This window comes from Serratia sp. ASV30, from assembly GCF_016428815.1.
Lineage (GTDB): Bacteria > Pseudomonadota > Gammaproteobacteria > Enterobacterales > Enterobacteriaceae > Chania > Chania fonticola_C.
In genome coordinates this window covers 37,153-59,236 of the sequence record NZ_JAELTL010000035.1, presented here as the reverse complement: position 1 = coordinate 59,236, position 22,084 = coordinate 37,153, and the positions used below count along the sequence as shown (strand labels likewise).

19 protein-coding genes are annotated in these 22,084 nt (G+C 52.5%); 9 read left to right on the top strand and 10 right to left on the bottom strand.

Features of this window, described 5'->3' with window-relative positions; genetic code table 11:
- Positions 1 to 57: 57 nt before the first annotated feature.
- From JHD74_RS16185 to galU (JHD74_RS16165), 5 genes are all read right to left on the bottom strand, one after another.
- A complete protein-coding gene (locus JHD74_RS16185) occupies positions 58 to 444 on the bottom strand; it encodes a Wzz/FepE/Etk N-terminal domain-containing protein (protein WP_199063081.1) in 387 nt (128 codons plus the stop codon).
- 16 nt (positions 445 to 460) lie between these two features.
- Positions 461 to 895 carry a protein tyrosine phosphatase gene (locus tag JHD74_RS16180; RefSeq protein WP_199063080.1) on the bottom strand — a complete coding sequence of 145 codons (435 nt, stop codon included), beginning with the start codon at positions 893 to 895 and terminating at the stop codon, positions 461 to 463.
- A gap of 27 nt (positions 896 to 922) precedes the next feature.
- Positions 923 to 2,059 (bottom strand): polysaccharide export protein, encoded by a 1,137-nt coding sequence (locus tag JHD74_RS16175; protein WP_199063079.1) that lies wholly within the window; start codon positions 2,057 to 2,059, stop codon positions 923 to 925.
- Between the two features lie 313 nt (positions 2,060 to 2,372).
- Complete coding sequence (galU, locus tag JHD74_RS16170; protein ID WP_199063078.1) at positions 2,373 to 3,269, bottom strand: UTP--glucose-1-phosphate uridylyltransferase GalU; 897 nt, start codon at positions 3,267 to 3,269, stop codon at positions 2,373 to 2,375.
- Between the two features lie 46 nt (positions 3,270 to 3,315).
- Positions 3,316 to 4,215, bottom strand: a complete 900-nt coding sequence (gene galU / locus JHD74_RS16165; protein WP_074028817.1) for a UTP--glucose-1-phosphate uridylyltransferase GalU — start codon at positions 4,213 to 4,215, stop codon at positions 3,316 to 3,318.
- A gap of 668 nt (positions 4,216 to 4,883) precedes the next feature.
- On the opposite strand from galU (JHD74_RS16165), the gene JHD74_RS16160 reads away from it, so the two are divergent.
- Complete coding sequence (locus JHD74_RS16160) at positions 4,884 to 6,470, top strand: TerC family protein (RefSeq protein ID WP_199063077.1); 1,587 nt, start codon at positions 4,884 to 4,886, stop codon at positions 6,468 to 6,470.
- A 79-nt stretch (positions 6,471 to 6,549) separates the two neighbouring features.
- Here JHD74_RS16160 and dcuC read toward each other — a convergent pair whose 3' ends face one another.
- Complete coding sequence (gene dcuC / locus JHD74_RS16155) at positions 6,550 to 7,905, bottom strand: anaerobic C4-dicarboxylate transporter DcuC (RefSeq protein ID WP_024528573.1); 1,356 nt, start codon at positions 7,903 to 7,905, stop codon at positions 6,550 to 6,552.
- 570 nt (positions 7,906 to 8,475) lie between these two features.
- Here dcuC and JHD74_RS16150 point away from each other — a divergent pair.
- The 7 genes from JHD74_RS16150 to araD all read left to right on the top strand — a co-directional run bounded on the left by JHD74_RS16150 (position 8,476) and on the right by araD (position 16,315).
- On the top strand, positions 8,476 to 9,543 hold the full coding sequence (locus JHD74_RS16150; RefSeq protein ID WP_024528572.1) for an alcohol dehydrogenase catalytic domain-containing protein: 1,068 nt from the start codon (positions 8,476 to 8,478) through the stop codon (positions 9,541 to 9,543).
- A gap of 133 nt (positions 9,544 to 9,676) precedes the next feature.
- Entirely contained in the window at positions 9,677 to 10,594 is a 918-nt protein-coding gene (locus JHD74_RS16145) for a substrate-binding domain-containing protein (RefSeq protein ID WP_199063076.1), read from the top strand.
- 195 nt (positions 10,595 to 10,789) lie between these two features.
- Positions 10,790 to 12,280, top strand: coding sequence for a sugar ABC transporter ATP-binding protein (locus JHD74_RS16140; protein WP_199063075.1), 1,491 nt, complete (start codon positions 10,790 to 10,792; stop codon positions 12,278 to 12,280).
- A complete protein-coding gene (locus JHD74_RS16135) occupies positions 12,277 to 13,266 on the top strand; it encodes an ABC transporter permease (protein WP_024528569.1) in 990 nt (329 codons plus the stop codon). The genes JHD74_RS16140 and JHD74_RS16135 overlap by 4 nt, the downstream gene beginning before the upstream one ends.
- A gap of 16 nt (positions 13,267 to 13,282) precedes the next feature.
- On the top strand, positions 13,283 to 14,773 hold the full coding sequence (locus JHD74_RS16130) for an FGGY-family carbohydrate kinase (protein WP_199063074.1): 1,491 nt from the start codon (positions 13,283 to 13,285) through the stop codon (positions 14,771 to 14,773).
- Complete coding sequence (locus tag JHD74_RS16125) at positions 14,760 to 15,629, top strand: L-ribulose-5-phosphate 3-epimerase (RefSeq protein ID WP_199063073.1); 870 nt, start codon at positions 14,760 to 14,762, stop codon at positions 15,627 to 15,629. Before JHD74_RS16130 ends, JHD74_RS16125 begins: the two co-directional genes overlap by 14 nt.
- Positions 15,623 to 16,315, top strand: a complete 693-nt coding sequence (gene araD / locus JHD74_RS16120) for an L-ribulose-5-phosphate 4-epimerase (RefSeq protein WP_024484885.1) — start codon at positions 15,623 to 15,625, stop codon at positions 16,313 to 16,315. The genes JHD74_RS16125 and araD overlap by 7 nt, the downstream gene beginning before the upstream one ends.
- A gap of 356 nt (positions 16,316 to 16,671) precedes the next feature.
- Here the strand turns inward: araD and JHD74_RS16115 are convergent, their stop codons facing one another.
- The 4 genes from JHD74_RS16115 to udk all read right to left on the bottom strand — a co-directional run bounded on the left by JHD74_RS16115 (position 16,672) and on the right by udk (position 21,058).
- A complete protein-coding gene (locus JHD74_RS16115; RefSeq protein ID WP_024528565.1) occupies positions 16,672 to 17,676 on the bottom strand; it encodes a LacI family DNA-binding transcriptional regulator in 1,005 nt (334 codons plus the stop codon).
- Positions 17,677 to 17,832: 156 nt separating this feature from the next.
- Positions 17,833 to 19,674, bottom strand: a complete 1,842-nt coding sequence (gene asmA / locus JHD74_RS16110) for an outer membrane assembly protein AsmA (RefSeq protein WP_199063072.1) — start codon at positions 19,672 to 19,674, stop codon at positions 17,833 to 17,835.
- Positions 19,675 to 19,708: 34 nt separating this feature from the next.
- Entirely contained in the window at positions 19,709 to 20,290 is a 582-nt protein-coding gene (gene dcd, locus JHD74_RS16105) for a dCTP deaminase (protein WP_024484888.1), read from the bottom strand.
- Between the two features lie 126 nt (positions 20,291 to 20,416).
- Positions 20,417 to 21,058 carry a uridine kinase gene (gene udk / locus JHD74_RS16100; protein ID WP_021180590.1) on the bottom strand — a complete coding sequence of 214 codons (642 nt, stop codon included), beginning with the start codon at positions 21,056 to 21,058 and terminating at the stop codon, positions 20,417 to 20,419.
- A 243-nt stretch (positions 21,059 to 21,301) separates the two neighbouring features.
- On the opposite strand from udk, the gene JHD74_RS16095 reads away from it, so the two are divergent.
- The gene (locus tag JHD74_RS16095) at positions 21,302 to 21,943 is read left to right on the top strand and encodes a phosphatase PAP2 family protein (protein ID WP_024528563.1); all 642 of its coding nucleotides are present in this window, start codon (positions 21,302 to 21,304) and stop codon (positions 21,941 to 21,943) included.
- Positions 21,944 to 22,084: the final 141 nt, after the last annotated feature.

The following is a 22,084-nucleotide window of genomic DNA, read 5'->3' as shown; positions in this document are numbered from 1 at the left end:
CCCCCCCCCCCCCCCCCCCCCCCCCCCCCCCCCCCCCCCCCCCCCCCCCCCCCTCTTTTAGATGTGTATAAGAGACAGACCAAAAACAGGGAAATATTGTTCTTCAACTACAGTGCGTAAATTTAAATCCTCTACAGTTTTGCTCAAAACCATTCTTGACTTAAGCAATTCAATTTCAGGAGCTGATTCTGGCTGACTGTTTGGCAACATTTGGTTTATATTATTTAGTAGTGAATTCCCCACATTTTGCTCAACCTGAACCATTGCATCTGCACGGTAAACCGGCGTAGCAAATAAGCAATATAATATTCCTAACGTTAAAAATGATGTAGTAATGCCAATGATCAACCAACGACCATCAATTATTTCACCCAATAAACGTCTAAGATCAATCTCCTCGGACGTATCATTTCCCAAATTATTTACTCTATTTTTCTCTGACATTGGAAATCCTGACTGGCTATCGGCTTAAGGCTTTAGCCCACTTTTGGGCTGATTCATCAAGAAGGCGGTACACATATTCAAACGCTTCGCGGCTCTGACGGTATGGGTCTGCAATTTCGCATTGCTCCATCCAATGGCCAAATAACATAGTTTTCCCTCTGACTTCGGGAACTAAGCGACAAACCGCATCAATATGTTTTTTCTCCATTACCAGGATCAAATCATATTCACGGCACATAGAACTTGTCAGCTGTCGGCCCAAGTGTCCCTCAAGAGAAAGTGCATGGTGAGCGGCTACCTCTGTTGCAGTTGCATCGGCAGGTTTGTCAACCAATGCCCCAATCCCTGCGGAGCCAACTTTTTTATTGGGTAGTGCTTTTTTCAATAACCGCTCCCCCGTAGGGGAGCGGCAAATGTTGCCAACACATACAACTAAAATTGAATTAAACATAATTGTTGCTCTGTATACCTGTTACGACTATGGCCAATTACGGACACGCAATGCGCCTTCGCTCAGATTATTGAAGCCATTGATTGTTGGTACTAATTGAGTAATCAGACGATTCCAACGTGCTACAGGTGCTGTTGTTACATAAACAATGTCATAAGGTTGCAAGTGGAACTCAGTTCCCATCACCAAAGCTGTCGCATCAGAAGCGTTTAGCTGATAAATGCTGGCAAGCTTGCTTCCTTCAGTACCACGTAATGGACGAATGACGAAGATGCCCGTTGCATCTGAGACCGCTTGATCCATGCCCTGCGCATTACCCAACGCTTCGGTCAGCGTCATGCCACTGCGATCCATCTTCAGCGTAGTTTGCTGCTTCACTTCGCCCATCACAAAGACTTTGAGATCATCATTGCGTGGTACGTAAAGAATATCGCCAGGGTAAAGCAGATGGTTTTGCATCAGGTCGCCCTTTTGCATTAACGCCTGCAGAGAAATACGCTGCTCTTTACCATTATGTGTTAATACCACGTTGCGCCAGTCGGCATTTTCGGCAAGGCCACCGGCATTATTGATCGCATCCATAACGGTTAGCGGCACGTTGGTAATCGGTTGTTGACCTGATTTTGCCACTTCACCAGTCACATACGCTTTCTGCGAACGGAAGGCTGCAATACTGACATCTACCTGAGGGCTTTCGATATACTGAGCAAGACGTCCGGCGATATCGTTTCGCACCTGGCTAGCTGTTTTCCCTGCTACTTTCACCTTACCAATATAAGGATAGAAGATAGTGCCATCGGCATTCACCCAGTTACCTGTGTCACTAGCACTACGATACTGTCCAGCTGGGGTAGTCAGTTCGGGATGATCCCAAACGGTTACCATCAGTACATCGCCAACACCGATACGGTATTCATAGCTCTGTAGATCACGTTCAAGGGCCGGGTTGTTTTGTGCGGTAACGGGTTTTGGCCGCATCTTATCAACCAAACTCGGCGTCATTGGGTAAATATTCACCAATTTGTCCAAGTCAAAATTGCTGTCTTCCTGCTTAACAACGTTTTTCCCGCTGGTAGAGAGGTGGGTGCCAGGGACCACGGTACAACCGCTGATCACACTGATCGATACCAGGAGCGGTATCAGCTTCCATTGTTTCTTTGCCATCGAATTTTCATCACTTTCAAAGTAAGTAAACTTGCAACGCTAAACACCTGGCCAACCGTGGCCACCTGGGGTGGGTTTAGCAAAATTTTTTGTTTGCGCTATGTACGGCAGTCCTGCGATACACGCATGAAAGCACTCATTGAGCAAACGTTGAGTCTGGGTTTGCTAAGATGTCTCTCAGACTCGTAGTCAGTGGCGCATGCACCAGGAGTGTTTTCATGTGCGAACGATCTCGGATAAGTCAAAAGGCCCGCCGAGATTTCCGCAGGCCTATAACTATAAAGATTTTTCCGCTCTTTTTCAGTACAAATTACTACAGTTTTAGCTGCTCGGCCCATTCGCGGAAAGCTTTGCCCTGCGTCGGGTGGCGTAGCCCATAGGTCACAAAGGCCTGAAGATAGCCTAGTTTTTCACCGCAGTTGAACGATTCTCCCACCAGTTCCATCGCTTCTACCGTCTGTTGTTTCATCAGGTCGGCAATCGCATCGGTCAGTTGAATTCGGCCCCAGGCGCCTGGCTGAGTTTTTTCCAAAATCGGCCAGATGTCGGCAGAAAGCACATAACGGCCTACAGCGGAATAGTTGGACTTCAATTTCACTTCACGGCTTGGCTTCTCAATGATCGACGTCATACGCGAGCTTTCCCCTGGTTGCAGGGTAGTGGTCTCACATTCCGCCACAGAGTAGTCATACAACACATTTTCATCCGCAGGCTGCACCAGTACTTGGCTCAGCCCGTTATTTTCGAAGCGGGCAATCATATGCGCCAGGTTGTCTTTGTGCATATCCGCCTTGGCGTCATCCAGTAGCACGTCCGGCAGCACCACCACGAAAGGTGAATCACCTACCAGTGGTTTGGCACAAAGTACTGCATGCCCCAATCCTTTCGGTTGCCCTTGGCGGATGTGCATCAAGGTTACGCCCTTCGGCGTGATGGATTTAACTTCATCCAGCAGTTGACGCTTCACGCGCGCTTCAAGCATCGCCTCGAGCTCATAAGACGTGTCGAAATGGTTTTCGATCGCGTTCTTTGAGGAGTGGGTAACCAGAATGATTTCCTTGATCCCGGCGGCCACGCATTCGTTGACGATATATTGGATCAACGGCTTATCAACGATCGGCAGCATCTCTTTCGGGATCGCCTTGGTCGCAGGCAACATGCGCATACCCAGACCAGCAACAGGAATGACGGCTTTCAACTTCTTCGACATGGTGTTCCTCTTAAAATCTTGTGGTCGTGCTAACCGGCTAGGGCAATTACTTGCTGTTCAGGGTCTGTTTCATCCACTGGGTGAAGTTTTCGCCTTCGGAAGGGTGGCGTAGGGCATACTGTACAAACGCCTTCATATAGCCCAGTTTGTCACCACAGTCGTGGGATTTGCCGCTCATATGGAAAGCTTCTACCGTTTCCTGCTCCATCAGCATGGCAATGGCGTCGGTCAGTTGGATTTCATCGCCAGCTCCCGGAGGCGTTTTCTCCAGCAACGGCCAGATATCGGCTGAGAGGACATAGCGCCCCACTACGGCCAGGTTAGATGGCGCATCTTCCCGCGCGGGTTTCTCTACCACAGCGGTCATTGGCGTACTTGCACCAGCGGCTAACGCCACACCGCCGCAATCGACCACACCGTATTTGGAAACGTCCTCTTCTGGCACTGGCTCAACCATAATCTGGCTAAAGCCGGTTTGCTCGAAGCGCTGGATCATTTTGGCCAGGTTTTCTTTCCGCAGATCGGCGGTAGAGTCATCCAATAACACGTCCGGCAGTAGCACCACAAATGGGTTATCCCCAATCATCGGCTGAGCACATAACACAGCGTGCCCCAATCCTTTGGCTTGCCCTTGACGTACCTGCATCACCGTTACATCTGGCGGGCAGATACTTTGAACTTCGGCAAGCAGTTGGCGTTTTACCCGAGCTTCCAACGTCGCTTCCAGCTCAAAGGAAGTATCAAAGTGGTTTTCGATCGCGTTTTTCGATGAGTGCGTAACCAGTACGATATCCTTGATGCCAGCCGCAACGCATTCGCTCACGATATACTGAATCAATGGCTTATCGACCACCGGCAGCATTTCTTTAGGGATCGCCTTGGTTGCGGGCAGCATACGGGTGCCCAAACCTGCTACTGGGATCACGGCCTTCAATCTTTTTTGCATAAATTTTTTCCACCGACAAATAACAAGTAAGTGTAACAGAGCCAGGAAAAGTGGTTGAGCCTAACGTCTCAATGAATTTTTAACTTTAAAAATCAATTAATTAAAATCACAAAATAACGTTTTAGGCACGCTACCGCCCTTGGCTTGCAGCTACCAATGCACTGTAGACAATGTTTGAACTGACAAGCGTGCAATCGACTCCACGCCTGTAGATGAACCTTGGGTTCTGCTCAGAATTTAATGAGAGGCAAGTCGCAAAGTAGGGAAAAGGCTGTGCCTTCCTGGCCAAGTGGTCAGTCTTGCTATCATTTATAGGATGCTAAGATTCTTATACTATTGACCCGGTGAAACAAGTCTTAGTGGCTTCATTAAGACCTTTTCAGAATAAGACTACTAAGGATACTCGGTTTTTAAGATTTTACTTGTTTAACTACTCCATAACAAATTGATTATAATCATAATTATCTAAGTGCAGGATTTATAAGCAGCTATTTGTTCTCTGTTTTCTGGTGTTAGCCTCCTAATGACAAGATCCTGGCACAGTTAAAATATTCTACTAACATGGATTACCCGCACTCAGTGCGGATTTAGTGTTGAAATCCCCTCCTTCAGCGTCCATCATTCTCAATGCGGCATAAGCCGTCGAACTAAAAGGTGAAATTAGGCGTATGGAATGGATCGCAGATCCAACAATTTGGGCCGGCTTGGCCACCCTGGTTGTACTGGAAATCGTACTGGGCATTGACAACCTGATCTTTATCGCCATTTTGGCGGAGAAATTACCTAAGAAACAACGTGATAAAGCCCGCATTGTCGGTCTTTTACTGGCGCTGGTGATGCGCCTGGCGCTGCTTGCCTCAATATCCTGGCTAGCTACCCTGACCAAACCGCTGTTTGTGGCCATGGGGCACGCTTTCAGTGGCCGCGACCTGATAATGCTGGTCGGTGGTATCTTCCTGCTGTTTAAAGCCACCATGGAGCTGAACGAACGGCTGGAGGGTAAAGACGATGAACACCATGGGTCACGCAAAGGGGCGCGTTTCTGGCCGGTGGTCGCGCAAATTGTGGTGCTGGATGCCGTCTTCTCGCTGGATTCGGTGATCACCGCAGTCGGGATGGTCGATCATCTGGCCGTGATGATGATCGCGGTGTGTATCGCCATTGGTTTGATGTTACTGGCCAGCAAACCGCTCACGCGCTTTGTGAATGCCCATCCTACCATTGTTATTCTGTGCCTCAGCTTCTTGCTGATGATTGGTTTCAGCCTGGTGGCCGAAGGCTTTGGCTATGCCATTCCGAAGGGCTATCTCTACGCGGCGATCGGTTTCTCGGTAATGATCGAAGCCTTGAACCAGTTTGCCCAGTTTAACCGCCGCCGTTTCCTTTCCAAGGTGCGGCCTTTACGTGAGCGTACCGCAGAAGCTGTATTGCGCATGTTGAGCGGCAAGCACGAAGAGGCCGAGATTGACAGCCATTCGGCACACCTGCTGGCAGACAGCTATAACGATAATGGTGAAATCTTCAACCAGCAGGAACGCCATATGATCGAGCGGGTGCTTGGCATGGCACAGCGCACCGTCAGCAGTATCATGACTTCGCGTCACGATGTGGAATACCTTGGGCTTAACGGCCCGCTGGATAAGTTGACGCAGCTGTTGGAGAAAAACCAGCATACGCGCATCGTGGTAACAGAAAATAGCGCCAGCGATGAGCCATTAGGCGTGATCCACACCATCGACGTGCTGAAACAGCAGTTGCAGCAATCACCGCTGGATTTGCGAGCCTTGGTGCGCCAGCCGCTAATCTTCCCGGAGCAGTTAACGTTGCTGTCTGCGCTGGAGCAGTTCCGCCAGGCCAAAACCCACTTTGCGTTTGTGGTGGATGAGTTTGGTTCGGTCGAAGGTGTGGTGACGTTAACCGACGTGATGGAAACCATCGCCGGTAATCTGCCAGAGGCCGATGAAGAGGTTGATGCACGCCATGATATCCAGCAAACCAGTGAAGGCTACTGGATTGCCAATGGCCATATGCCGCTGGAAGATCTGGTGCTGTATGTGCCACTGCCGATAGAAGAAAAGCGGGAATATCATACCTTGGCAGGATTGCTGATGGAGCATTGCCAGCGCATTCCACGCGAAGGGGAACAGCTGAAGATTGGCGACTATCTGTTTGAACCGTTGGAAATCAGTAGCCACCGCATCGTGAAGGTGAAGATCACGCCGTTAGTGACGCCTAACGAAGAGGACGAAGAGTAAATCTTTGCTGGGCACCCGCTTGAGGTGCCCAGCATTGATGTCAAACGGGCACAGCATGCTGCGCCCCTACCTGCATAGCTTAAAGGTGCACAGGCACCAGCAACTCCGTAGCCACAATCACCACCACCAGCCCGACAATCACCGGTACCGAGGTGCGTTTCACCACTTCGAACGGTGAGATTTTTGCCATGCCGGAAACCGCCACCACTACACCAGAAACCGGCGAGAGCGTACGGCCCAGGTTGGAAGCTTGCAGCATCGGGATCACCAGGTAAGCCGGGTTAACCCCCATCTGTGCCGCCAGTTTCGGGATCAGCTCCACAAACGCATAGAACGGCGCATTACCAGAGCCGGTCGTCATCGCTGCCAGCATGGTGATCACCACCAGCACCAACATCATGATGATGCCGCCGGTGCCAAACGACTGTGCCAGGCTGATCAAGCCGCTGATAAAGCCAACGGTGCTCAAGCCTTGGGCAAATACCCCAGCCGCGACCAGCAGCATCACCACGCTGGCAAACGCATCGGCCATGCCACGGTAAGCCACTTCTAAACCAGCAAACACCGTTTTGGCGTTGAAGCTGCGGATAAACTCGATCACCGCGGCCATGAACATACAAATCACCAACACGGTAATGATGTGCAGCTCCGGCCCCCATTTACCATCAAAGACCAGCACCCCCAGGATCGGGGTAAACGGCAAGATGGCGTAAAAGCCAGGGGCGTTGGTGGTGATTTCACTCACGTCCATGATGTGGTGCTGTTCGTTGGCTTTACGGTCGAGATAGCGCTGCCAGAAGAAGTGGGCAATCGCCATACAGATAATGGCGGCGATGGAGATCGGCAGAGTGGTTTTGAAGGCGAAATCCACCAGCGGCATTTCGGCCGCCTTGGCTGCCAGCACTACATCACCTGAAGTGGGCGAAAGGATAATGGCTGCTGGAGAAGCACAGATAGCCGCAGCCGCGCCACGGCTGATCCCGACGTTAACCATCAGCGGGAACAGCGTCGCCATCAGTAGCACGCCCAGCCCTGTCGCCGAAGAGACGGCCAGTGACATCAGGCAGGCAACAAAGTAGGCCGCAATCATCAGCAAATACGGGGAGTTGATCATCTGCAATGGGCGGGAGGCCAGCTTGACCACCACGTCATTGGCACCAATGTGTGTCATGTAGGCGGCGAAGCCACACAGCATCATGATCATCATGCCGAGATCGCCACCGCGGCTCATCAGCAGGATTTTGACATATTCGAAAATATCGGTGGCGCGCCACCCGGTCGAAGTCGCACTGGCGGGCAGTAGATTTTTGCCCATAAATGCGCTCACCGCCAGCAGCACCAAGCCGCCAACCATTAATACCCCAGTGGCAGAATAGCCCTTGATGATGTAACGGCCAACGAACACCGCTACCAAGGCTCCAATCAGAAGTTCCATTGTTATTCCTCGATTTAATTATTTTACTTCAGCTCATCGCCCGATAGCAGCCGAATAACGCCACACTCTGCCGAAAAGCACTACAAGATATTATGACATTCATCAATGTTACGGGGGGAAACTATCAACAAATCGTGAAATTCCAAGCCAGCTCGCTTTGGCGATCCCCTTCCTCCTGGCCAGTAGATACCGCAAGCCGCAGCCAGACAGTCCAGATCTGGCAAACATGCCATCAAGACGGAAAATAATTGATTTAATTTCAATAAATTAAATGACTCACCTCGCCCACAATCTTACATACAACCGACATAACATTGTGATCATGATCTGAATTTGTAGAATCTTTACGCCAGATGTTAACGATGTGTGAGTTTGATCAAACAAATGTTTTCTCTAGTTTGGTTATATGATCGCGAATGTTCACGTTGTCATTTTTAACCAAGAGTTAAAATAAATTCATAACATAATGAATAATATAACTTAAATAAAAAAACACCTTTTTATTTTCTAAAAAATGACAACGTCAACATTTGTTTCGTATCGCTATCTAGCCTGATAATGGAGAGGAAAATGAGTCAGTTACCCGAAAAGATGAGCGCGGTAGTTTGCCATGGCCCGCAGGATTACCGGTTTGAACAAGTCCCTACCCCACTACCTAAAGCCAAGGAGTTGGTGATCAAGGTCGAAGGCTGCGGGATCTGTGCCGGCGATTGTAAATGTAAAAACGGTGCCCAGATGTTTTGGGGGGAAAACCCTTGGGTAAAACCGCCGGTCGTGCCCGGCCACGAATTTTATGGCCGCATTGTTGCCATGGGGGAAGGCACAGAGCAGAAGTACAAGATTGGCGAACGCGTCATTGCCGAGCAGATCGTACCCTGCTGGGAGTGCCGTTACTGTAAGTCCGGTAGTTATTGGATGTGCGAAACGCACAATATCTACGGCTTCCAAAAGGACGTTGCCGAGGGGGGAATGTCGGAATACATGCGTTTTTCCGCCAATGCCATCGTGCACAAAATCCCGGAAAGCCTCAGCCATGAAGATGCCGTGCTGATCGAGCCGATGGCCTGTGCCATTCACACCGTTGCCCGTGGGGATATCCAGCTAGACGACGTTGTGGTACTGGCCGGTGCCGGGCCGTTGGGTCTGTGTATGGTACAAGTTGCCAAGTTGAAGACGCCGAAAAAGCTGATCGTGATCGACGCCATCGACGAACGTTTGGAACTGGCAAAAGCGTTCGGTGCCGACGTGGTCATCAACCCGCTCAAGGAAGATGCCGATAAAATCGTCAAGGCGTTAACCGACGGCTACGGTTGTGATGTTTACATCGAAGCGACCGGCGCACCGATCGGCGTGACCCAAGGATTGCAGATGATCCGTAAGCTTGGCCGCTTTGTCGAGTTCAGCGTATTTGGCAAAGAAACCACCGTAGACTGGTCAATCATCGGCGATCGCAAAGAGTTGGATATTCGCGGTGCGCACCTGGCACCTTACAGCTATGAAATTGCCATCGACCTTTTTGAACGCGGTCTGGTGACCTCCAAAGGTGTAGTAACCCACAGTTATTCATTAAACGAATGGGATCAGGCATTCGCCCTGGCTGATTCAACGGATTCCATCAAGGTTATTTTGGTTCCTTAATATTGAGTGATTAGTTTTAAGCAAATAATGATAACGCGCTTTTATAGCGAGGCCGACTTCTGGCCGATAACCACCTAATTATTATAAATAACACTGAAAGAAAGACATCGCCCCTACAACAGGAGAATAAACTATGTTTTCATTATTCAAGAAAACCTTACCCGTAATGCTCGCCGGTGGCATACTGCTGGCCAGCCAATCGGCATTAGCCAAACAGATCACCATTGGCGTTTCATTCCAGGAAATGAATAACGACTATTTTGTCTCCATGAAACAGGCATTAGAGCAGGCCGCCGGTGATATTGGCGCCAAGCTGTATATTGCGGATGCCCATCATGACGTCTCAAAGCAGATTAATGATGTGGAAGATATGCTGCAAAAGAAAGTCGATATTTTACTGATTAACCCGACAGATTCGGTTGGCGTGCAGTCGGCGGTGATCTCGGCCCACAAAGCCGGAGCGGTAGTCGTGGCAATCGATGCCCAGGCCGAAGGCCCGTTGGATTCCTTTGTCGGTTCGGAAAACTATGATGCCGGTTTCCAGGCGGGTGAATACCTGGCCAAATCTCTGGGCAACAAGGGCAAAGTGGCGATCCTGGACGGTATCCCGGTAGTGCCGATCCTGGAACGCGTACGTGGTTTTGAAGACGCCATTAAAAAACACCCAGAAATGCAGATTGTCACTAAGCAGAACGGCAAGCAAGAGCGTGATACCGCACTGACCGTAACCGAAAACATGCTGCAATCCACTCCCGATCTGGCCGGTATCTTCAGCGTCAACGACGTAGGTGCCTTGGGTGCATTGGCAGCCATTGAGAGTAACGGTGCCAAGGTCAAGTTGGTCAGCGTCGATGGCCAGCCTGAAGCGATTAAGGAGATCCTGAAACCTGGCTCACCGTTTATCGCCACCTCAGCACAGTTCCCTCGCGACCAGGCACGTATTGCCTTGGGGATTGCCCTGGCCCGCCATTGGGGTGCCAACGTACCGAGCACCATTCCGGTGAAAGTGAAACTGATCGACAGCAGCAACGCCAAAGGTTTCAGCTGGTAAACGCCCGGCCTCGAGTTTGATGACCACGCGGCAATGCTGCTGAATGTGTAGGGGCGAATATATGTTTGCCCCAAACCAACGCATTGATTATCAAAGCGGGCGCAGAATACGGCGCCCCTATAACACAACGAGCCGGTTGAGGTTTGTACCCGACCCATTTTGCAACGGTGGGTATAAAACCCGAAGGAGTTAACCGTGACGGCGTTATTAGAATTAAAACAGATCAAGAAGTCCTTTCCGGGCGTGAAGGCGTTGGACGGTATTGACCTCACCATTCAACACGGCCAAATACACGCTTTGCTAGGGGAAAACGGAGCCGGTAAATCGACGTTGGTGAAAATCCTGTGTGGTATTCACCAACCGGACTCTGGCGAAATAATCATGGAGGGTACCAGCCGCCAGTTTGATAATTATCGGCAGGCCATTAACGCCGGAGTGGGGATCATATTTCAGGAATTCTCGCTTATTCCTTATATGAACGCCCTGGACAATATTTTCCTCAACCGGGAAATCAAGAACCGCTGGGGATTATTGGATCGTAAAGCCATGCGTAAAAAAGCCGAGGCTATTTTCAAACGGCTGACGGTGAATATCGATCTGGATTGCCCGGTGGCGCAATTGAGCGTGGCGCAGCAACAGTTTGTCGAGATTGCCAAGGCGCTGTCACTGGACGCACGCGTGCTGGTGCTGGATGAGCCTACCGCCACCCTGACGCCGGGTGAAGCCGATCACCTGTTCAGCGTCATGAACGATCTTAAACTGCTGGGCGTCGGCATGATTTTCATCTCGCACCACCTGGATGAAATCTTCACCATCTGCGATCAGATCACCGTCTTGCGCGACGGCACCTATGTGCAAACGCTGCCCACGGCCGATACCAACGTGGATGAACTCGTGAAGCTGATGGTCGGACGCAAAATCGAAAATGCCTTCCCGGTGAAGTCGCACCCTGTCGATACTTCAGTTCGCCTGCTGGAAGCCACCATTCAGCGCACCAGGCATCAGCAGGAAGATCGCTTCCACCTGTTCAAAGGCGAGATCCTGGGATTTGCCGGATTAGTGGGCTCGGGCCGTACCGAGACGGTCTCCGCGCTGATCGGTGCCAGCACCTGCTATCGCAAGCAGGTCAGCCTTAGTGGGCGACCAACCACGCTGCGTAACCCGGCTTTGGCATTGAAGCAAGGCATTGGCCTGCTGCCGGAAAGCCGTAAAACCGAGGGGCTGGTGCTGCCCTTTTCCGTGGCGCAGAACATCACCCTCAACCGCCATGAGCGGTTCGGCAAGATATTCGTTAACGCCCGCAAGGACGACGATATCGTTCAGCGGCTGATCCGTGCGGTAGGCGTGAAAACCCCGGATGCGGATACCGCCGTCAGCACCCTGAGCGGCGGCAACCAGCAAAAAGTGGTCATTGCCCGCTGGCTGAACAATGACTGCAACATCCTTATTTTTGATGAGCCTACCCGTGGCATTGACGTCGGCGCCAAATCCGAAATCTATCAGCTGATGCAACAACTCACGCAGAAAGGCATTTCTATCATCATGATTTCATCCGAATTACCGGAAATTATCGGCGTTTGCGATCGCGTGCTGGTGTTCCGTGGCGGCCACATTGTTGCCGAATTGGCAGGGGATGAAATCGAATCTCATAACATCATGCTTCATGCAACCGGGAGTGCATTATGATCGGAATTGAACAATCCCCACCTACCCACGCGGCCCAGAAGCAGAGCCTCGGCAAGCGCTGGGAGAAGTTGCTGCACCACCCCGCGATGCTGCCTTTTATCGGCTTCGCCATTCTGTTCCTGCTGATGAGCGGGCTTAATGACAGCTTCCTGACGGTCAACAACCTGACCAACGTGGCACGCCAGGTGTCGATCAACGCCATTATTGCCGTGGGCATGACTTGCGCAATCCTGACCGGGGGCATCGATCTCTCGGTCGGGCCAGTGATGGCATTGTCCGGTTCGATTGCCGCTGGCCTGATGCTGGGAGGCATCCCTATTCCACTGGCGATGGTTGCCGCGTTGGTGATTGGCGCCCTGTTTGGTCTGGCCAACGGTGCCTGCATTGCCTATCTGCGCATGCCACCGATTATCGTCACCCTCGCCTCAATGGGTATCGCCCGTGGTTTGGCGTTGCTGTACACCGGCGGCTATCCGATTTCTGGCTTACCAGACATGTTCTCCTTCTTCGGCCGCGGTTCCGTATTGGGTATTCAAGTACCGGTGCTGATCATGGTCGGCGTTTATATTCTGGCCTACCTGATGCTTAACCACCTGCCGTTTGGCCGCTATGTCTACGCCATTGGCGGCAACGAAGAGGCCGCGCGCCTGAGCGGTATTCGCGTACCTCGCTACAAAGTCCTGGTGTATGTGGTGAGCGGAACAACCGCCGCACTCGCTGGCTTGGTACTCACTTCACGCCTGATGAGCGGGCAGCCCAACGCCGGTGAAGGTTTTGAACTGGATGCCATCGCCGCCGTAGTGCTTGGTGGGGCCGCCATCTCCGGAGGCAGAGGCGCCATTATCGGCACTCTGGTAGGCGCCATGATGCTTGGCGTACTGAATAACGGCCTCAACCTGATGAGCGTATCGCCTTACATCCAGAACGTGGTCAAGGGTGGCATTATCCTCGCCGCTATCTACCTCAGTTCCAGCCGCCGTAAATAAGCTAGGGAGAACCGATATGGGATATTTTCTGGGCATTGATATTGGCGGCACGCTAATCAAGGCGGGGCTATACCGGGCTAACGGTGAGGAAATTGCCGTAGCGGAATGTGATGGGGAAACCGTATCCCCACAGCCTGGCTTCTCTGAACGCGAGATGGAGCCCTTGTGGCGTGACCTTTGCCAGACCATTCGCCAGGTACTCAGCTTCGCGGAGATAACCGGCGATCGGGTGCGTGGCGTAAGCTTCTCTTCACACGGCAAAGGGCTATATGCCATTGATAAAAAGGGCCAGCCGGTCCGCAACGGCATCGTTTCTTCGGATACTCGTGCCGGGGCGATGGTGGTTGAGTTACAGCAGCAAGGTATCGAAGCCGTCACCTACCCGCGTAGCCTGCAACCCATCTGGAACAGCCATCCGGCAGTGCTGTTACGTTGGTTGAAACAGCATGAGCCCGCGCAATATGAGGCGATTGATCGGGTGCTGATGGCTCATGACTACCTGCGTTTCCGCCTGACGGGCGAAGCGACGGCGGAGATCACCAACATCTCCGGCAGCAACCTGTTCAACCAGCAAACGGCCGACTACGACCCAGTATTGATGGCGGCATTCGGTATTGAGGAAGTGGCCGATAAAACCGCGCCGCTGCTTGGTTCCGCCGAGCTTGCCGGGCAAGTGACCGCCACTGCCGCTGCCCAATGCGGATTACCGGCAGGAACGGCGGTGTATGGCGGCCTGTTCGATGTGGTTGGTGCAGCCTTGTGCTCGGGAGTGGTCGACGATCGCACCCTGAGCGCAGTGGCGGGTACCTGGTCGATCGCTACCTGCGTAACGGAGAACCTAATCCCCTCCTCCCATCCTTTTGCCTGGGGTCGTTATTGCATGGAGGGCCGCTACTTTGTTCACGAAGGCAGCCCAACCTCAGCGAGCAATCTGGCCTGGTTCTTACGGCAGTTTTGCGACAACGATCATCAGCGCTATGCACAGTTCAATCGTTGGGTACAAGAACGCAGCAAGCAGCCGAGCGACATCACATTCCTGCCCTACCTGTTCGGCTCCAACCTCGGTAGCAACCTGCCAGGCGGGCTGATTGGCCTGAGCGGGCACCATGACATGGCCGATATCGTCCATGCGATCTATCAGGGCATCGTGTTCTCTCATCTGGTTCATCAGGATCGCCTGGTGGCGCTGAATCCACGCGTAGAACGTATTCGCATGACCGGCGGCCCCACGCAGTCCGACGTTTGGATGCAGATGTTTGCCAACGCCGGTAATTTGCCGCTGGAAGTGGTGAATATCCAGCAAAGTGGCTGCCGTGCCGCAGCGATCTGTGCCGCCGTGGGGGCCGGGGAGTACAGCAGCTTTACCGAGGCCGTGCAGGTTATTCAGCCTGAAGTACATACCTATTATCCCGACGCGGCAGCTAACCGACGCTTACGCGATCGCTTTGAAGGCTACCTGAATATCGCCCAAGCATTAAATGAGGCCAACCAGCATGCAAACCACTAATAATGTCTCACTTGGGCTGTATGAAAAAGCCTTGCCGGCAGATCTTGATTGGGCACAACGCCTGGGTATCGCCAGCGAGCTGGGTTTCCAGTTTATGGAGATCTCCATTGATGAGCAGCCGGAACGCCAGCTGCGCCTGGACTGGGATCGTCAGCAACGGCTGGCGCTGATCAACGCCCGTTTTGACAGCGGTATCACGGTGCCCAGCATGTGCTTATCCGCCCACCGCCGTTATCCGTTTGGCAGCCATGATGCCGCCATCCGCCAACAGGCGCACACGTTGATGGAAAAGGCGTTGGATTTCGCCGTCGACGTCGGGATCAGGAATATCCAGCTAGCGGGGTATGACGTCTATTACGAAACTGCCGATCGCCATACACGCCAGCGTTTTATCGAAGGTATGCAATGGGCGGTAGAGCTGGCGGCCAAGGCTCAGGTGATGCTGTCCGTGGAGATCATGGATACCACCTTTATCAACAGCATCAGCAAATGGCGTGAGTTTGCCAGGCAGATTGAAAGCCCGTGGTTTACCGTCTATCCCGATATCGGCAACCTCAGCGCCTGGGGCAATGACGTCGATTTTGAGCTGGAGCAAGGCATCGACAAGATCACCGCCATCCATTTAAAAGATACCCTGCCGGTGCTGCCGGGCACTACAGGGCAATTCCGCGATGTGCCTTTCGGCAGCGGCTGCGTCGACTTTGCCCATACGTTTGCCGTGTTAAACCGGCTCAACTATCGCGGCCCATTCCTGCTGGAAATGTGGACGCGCAACGATGGCCAGGATATCCAGCATATCACCCAGGCCAAGAGCTGGATCGAGCAGCAGATGAAACAGGGAGGCATCACATGTTAAGCGAGTTGAAGCAGCAGGTGTTGGCGGCCAATCTCAGCCTGCCGGGTTATGGTTTGGTGACCTTTACCTGGGGTAACGTGTCGGCGATCGATCGTCAACAGGGGCTGGTGGTGATCAAACCTTCGGGGATTGCCTATGAGGTCATGACGGTGGATGACCTGGTGGTGGTGGATTTGGACGGCGTGATCCAAGAAGGGCAGCGTAAACCGTCCTCGGATACCGATACCCATTTGGCTCTGTATCGTGCATTTCCTGCGATTGGCGGCATCGTCCATACCCATAGCCGTAATGCCACCATCTGGGCACAGGCTGGCCAGGCGATCCCGGCACTGGGCACCACCCACGCCGACTATTTTTATGGTGACATTCCCTGCACCCGCCCCATGCGTGAGGACGAGATTGCTGGCGACTATGAGCGGGAAACCGGCCAGGTGATTATCGAGACGTTCCAACAGGCGAAGCGCGATCCGCAACAGGTGCCGGGGGTGTTGGTCTATTCTCACGGGCCTTTCGCCTGGGGAAAAACGGCGGCGGATGCGGTGCATAATGCGGTGGTGATGGAGGAAGTGGCGGCCATGGCGATGGCCACGCGGCAATTGACTCCGACGATCCCGCCAATGCAACCCGCGCTGCTGGATAAACACTTTTTACGCAAGCACGGTAAAAATGCTTACTACGGGCAGTAATTGGGCGGGATTAGCCTGATATTTCAACCAATTGCCCCTCACCCTAACCCTCTCCCACAGGGAGAGGGGACTGAACGTGCCACAGATTAATCCAGGATGCCTACTTTGGCTAGGTCAGAACATAGTCCCTACGCCTGACCACCGCTTGGCACCAATTTAGTGCCACAAATTAATCTAGGGTGTCTACTCTGGCTAGACCAGAACATAGCCCCTAGCTCGGCACCAATTAGGCCACAGACAGCCCCTGAGTCTGACTGGCTACCCTTTTTTGGGGTCACAGATTAGCTTCCGTACCCAATAACATCGCCGGAGCAACTCCCTCTCCCTGTGGGAGAGGATTGGGGTGAGGGGCCACATCACTCGACAAGCAACATCCCGGTAAAGAATTCACGCCTTAACGGCTGATCGCTGTGATTATTTTTAATCGCATTAAATAATAACTCCGCCGCGATTTCCCCTAACACCTGCGTATCGTGATAAACCCCGGCAATATGCTGCCCATAATCCCGCGCCTTGGGCGGTTCATCGATCGAGAAGAATTTCACCCGATGGTAAATATCCAACTGATGGCATAAAGAAATAGCACCCAACGTGATAATACCGTTGAGGCCCACGATATAATCCGGTTGGTGCTGTTCATCGGCAAGATATTCTCTCACCCGTGCCGCCTGTGAAATAAAATCATAGTCACCATTGATAATGGTGACTTTACTCCCCTTCTCCTCCAGAGCATCAATAATCCCCTGGGTTCGCGCCAAGGTAATCTCCGAGTCTGCCGGGCCACCCAGGATCAGGATATTACTTTCCGGTTGCTCGGCCAAATATTTCCCGGCCAGTTTGCCAATCTCTTGGTTGTTGAGAAATACGCCGCTAAGCTGTTGATTATAAATATCTCTGTCGATCAGGATCAGCGGAGTGTGGTAGCGCTCGGCCTGATCAAGGTAGGCGGGTTGATAATGCCGATCGTCGCGTACCGCAGAGAGCAAGATGCCCCGCGCCTTATAACCGAACAGCGCCTGCACCGCCTGCATTTCAGCCTCTTCGCTACCGTCGGTATCAAACAGCATAATCTGATAGCCCTGCATTCGGGCAATGCGCGAGACGGTTTGGATCAGGTTAGAGTAAAAGGGGTTATACATGCTGCTGGTAACAATGCCGATAATTTGGCTGCTGCTTTTCTTTAATCCCTGAGCGAAAGCATTGGGAACATAATTAAGCTCTTTGGCAATAGCATGAATTTTCTCGAGCGTTTCAGACTTTACCAGTTCAGGTTTATTAAAAGCGCGGGAGACAGTGATATTGGTCACGTTGGCTCGGCGGGCAATATCCACAATGGTGGCATTAGAATTCGCTTTTGACACCGTCAATCCTTGCTTTATTCATTAACAGATCCATTATTGTAGGGAAGCCATCAGCAGTATGCCAGATGAATATCAAAGGTATTGATTTTGTTGTTCGAGGGGGCAAACCCGCGCTCACCATAACCTAAAGAGAGCGCGGGCAGTGTTTGATAAGGTTTACAACTTATCGAGCAGCTTTTTCAGATCCTGGCCATCCTGGGAGCCTTTATTCTTCTCGGCCCACTTGTTCAAGGCGTCTTTGGCACGATCCTGCAGCTTTTTACGCAAGAGTTGATCGACCTGCAGTTGATAATTGAGCTGCTCCCAAGGGCCATAGACGCGCAGTGGGATCGGCGTTTCGCGCAGCTGTGCGATCAGCGCATTGTTGCCCTGCCAACCTCCCGTGACCCGTACGTTCATGGTTAAATCGCACTGTTTGCCAGGCATATTGACCGTACCGCTCCCGGTCAGGCTCATCACCGGAGACTCTGCCTGTAACTCGCTGAGCGTGATCTGCCCCTTGCTCAAACTGGCCTTGGCGCTCATTTGTTGCACCGTGGTGTAGCGCTGGTTGTTATCCTCACCGCGCACGCTACTGTCATTACGCGCCACGGCTTGCTGGATAAGCTGTTGAATATTCAAACCATGAAGCTGCGCATTCTGCATGAACAGTTCCGCCGTCCCTTGCCAGCGGCGCTCAAACGCCGTGGCGTTGAGGCGATCGCCACTCAAGTCGCCCTGCATGTTGAACGTGCCGGTCAGCGCCAATGGCATGTCGAAGGCCTTGAGTACCTCACCCAGCTCTATGTGCCGTAACTGCGGCTGCAGATTGATCAGCGGTTTATCAGCCCGCACATCCATCGAGCCAGGCAGGGAGAAATCACCGCCAGCCAACTTGCCAGACAGCGTAGTCACCGTCATTAATCCCTGTTGGTTGTTTGCCTGCACCGCCAACTGATTAATCGACATCCCACGATAAGTGACCTGATCCGCCTTCAGCTTGAGCTGCGCGTTAAAGTCACGTAACACCTGTAAATTCTGTTGCGGATCGTCCGCCTGATTGGCGATCACTGGGGATGCGGTCACCGGCTGCGACAGCTTCTCCTCATCAGGGGTTTTTGTCTGCCAGCCGGAGAGTGTATCCAGATTGAGCTGTGTGGCACCGAGATCCAGGATGTAGGCAGGCACTGGCCCCAACTGCGCGCTGACGCTCCCCGTCAACTGGCTATCATTGGCACTGAGCATCAGTTGGCTCAAGGCAATCTGCTGCTCAGCCTGCTGATAAACCGCCTGTACGCTCCCTTCCCCCTTGATGGCACCGGCAAGAATATCTGCCCCCTCAAGCTGGTAGCTAAACTGCGTGACCTGCGCGCCTATCTGGCGGGGAAACTGTTGCAGATCGAGATTGGCCGCCAGGTTGAAGCTCAGATCGCGTTGGTCGCGATTCACCCGGCTGGAAAGCTCTATTTGCGCCTGATGCTTTTCATTCTGCTGCAAAGCTAAATTGATATCGCGAACGTTAATCTGCTCGTTGTTGGCCCGCTGCCAGATAAGCAGGCTATCCACCACCCGCAGGTTGTCGATATCAAATTTCCACAAGGATCCCGAGCTATCATCCGCCTGGTTACCACCGGGGGCGATAGGGGCATCGGGTTGGCTTTGCTCTGCGCTATCGGGGGTCAGGCGGATGACGGCATTTTTCAGCATCACCTGCTTGACGTAAAGCTGGTGGGAAAGGAGCGGCAGCAGTTTGACATCCAGACGCATATTATCTGCGCTAACCGCAGGAGCCGCTGCCCCAGGCGCCGTCAGCGTCATTCGCCCGGCAAGAATGCTCAATTGCGGCCAGACATGCCAACGAAGGTCGCCTTCCAGCGTCAGATGATAGCCACTGCTCTGCTCAACCTTCTTGATCATATAGCTGCGGAAATCATTCGGATTAACCAACAGCACCAAGGCAGACATTCCCGCCACCAGCACCACCAGCAAAATCACCAAAGTCGTCAGTAGTCTTCTCATGCCATCCTCGTGTCAGCGTAATACCGGTTCGCTGTTAATCCTTGTCAATACGACTGGCCACGGCCCCTTGCTGATCCCTGTATTTCGCGTCCTGGCGGCTATTGTATGGCCGTGCAGCAGGCCCGGAAAGCGGTTCGAAACTCAGCGCACCGATCAACATGCCAGGGCGTAATGCCAACGGCAGCTTACCTGAATTATAGAACTCCAGCACAATACAGCCTTGCCAACCGGGATCGATACGGTGTGCGGTAACGTGCACCATCAATCCCAGGCGGGCTAACGAAGAGCGGCCATCAAGCCAGCCAACCAGATCGTTAGGGATAGTGACCGACTCCAGCGTCACCGCCAGCGCCAGTTCCCCCGGATGGAGGAAGAAGGCTTCGCCTTCCGGCAGCACGATTTCATCGCTCATTACGCGGTCAAGGGCAGCACTCACTTCATCCTTTGGGCCACTGAGATCGATAAAGGCAGCGGTATGGCCACGGAACACGCGGAACTGATTGCCCAGACGGACATCCACTGTGGCCCCGTTAATACGCTCAATGGGAGGACGCGGTGAAATCACCAGTTTTCCGTTATCCAGCCAGGCTTCGATATCGCGGTCGCACAGTCTCATTATTTTCTCCATTCCATCAAGGCGCATAAACTTATACGAAAATTGCCACACAACGGGCTCAAGGTCTATGTCGGGGCTCAAATAGTTCGTTAAAGGCCAGCAAAAACAGGCTGGCCTGTTAATGACTTATTCAAAGAATTGGCTGATTTTTGCCTTCAGGATATCTATCGCGATACGGTTTTTACCCCCGCGCGGTACGATAATATCGGCGTATTGCTTTGAAGGCTCAATAAACTGCAGGAACATTGGGCGGACGGTTTTCTGATACTGCGCCATCACGGAATCCATGGAGCGGCCACGTTCATTCACGTCGCGCTTCATACGGCGCATCAGGCAAATATCCAGCGGGGTATCGACAAAGATCGAGAAGTTCATTTCCTGGCGCAGGCGGATATCCGTCAATAACAGGATCCCTTCCAGGATGATGACTTTCTTGGGTTCGAGATGGATCGTCTCTTTCTTACGCGTATGTTCGGTGTAGCTATACAGCGGCAGCTCAATCGCCTGGCCGGATTTCAGCATTTGCAGATGCTGGAACAGCAGATTGTGATCCATGGCGCTGGGGTGGTCATAGTTGGTTTTGACCCGCTCTTCCATGGTCAGGTGCGTCTGGTCTTTGTAGTAACTGTCTTCCGGGATCACACCGATATGTTGATCGCCAACCTGATCGCGGAGTTCGCGGTATAACGTACTGGCAATAAGGCTTTTTCCGGAGGCTGATGCGCCAGCTATACCAATAATGACGCACTGATGCGACTTGTCAGTCATAAAATTAAAGACCTGATTTCAATGTGGGGAAAGGGGTGTAAAACACGCCAATTATAGGGAGTTAGCGCCTCAGGCGCCAGCGTTTAGACGGTAGGACGGGAGATAATCCCCAGATTAACGCTCAGATTTTCTTTGGCCGGGGGATTTAAGATTTTTTACGCTACTGCAAATCGGCGACTCAGGGTACAATTCACGCCATCATCAAGACCGTCTTCGATCCTATTTCTTAGAGTACAACCGCACATGAACTGGCATTTTCTGACTTTTTTTGGTGACAGCATGCTGCTGCTGCCCTGCGCAGCCATCGTCTTTATTATTCTACTCCTGTCCCCTACCAGCAGAAAACCAACCTGGCAATGGATGCTGCTGTTTGGCGGCGTGGGTGCCGTAGTCTGCGTATCGAAGCTGGCGTTTATGGGCTGGGGCATCGGCAGCCGCCACTGGGATTTTACCGGGTTCAGCGGCCACTCAGCTCTGTCTGCGAGTATCTGGCCGGTTTTGCTGTGGTTACTCTGTGGGCGTTTCTCGTCGCCAGTCAGGCGTACTGCGGTGATCGTCGGCTATCTGTTGGCCGCCGTAGTCGGTTATTCACGTTTGGTGATCCACGCCCATTCCACTTCTGAGGTGATCACGGGTCTGGCGCTCGGCTTTATCGTCAGCAGCACCTTCTTGATGCTGCAACGTGGCACGCAACCACCGCGGCTGTCCTACCGCAAAATCGCCGTTACGCTGGCGCTGCCCATTGTCCTGATCAATTCCGGCACTGCGGCACCGACCCAGGGGTTACTGGAAAGGATTGCCGTGACCATTGCGCCGGTAGAAAAACCTTTTGTCCGGGCTGATTTGCACAAAAACCCACAGGTTTCAGCACCTCAGAGCCGTTAATGGCCCCTCACCCTAACCCTCTCCCACAGGGAGAGGGAACCGATCGAGTTAGGTTGAAAGTGTAGTGATTCTTCATCAGTACCAGCTGACTGACCCTGCTCATCCTGGTTAAAGTGACGGTCGAGCTGCCTGATCACCTTA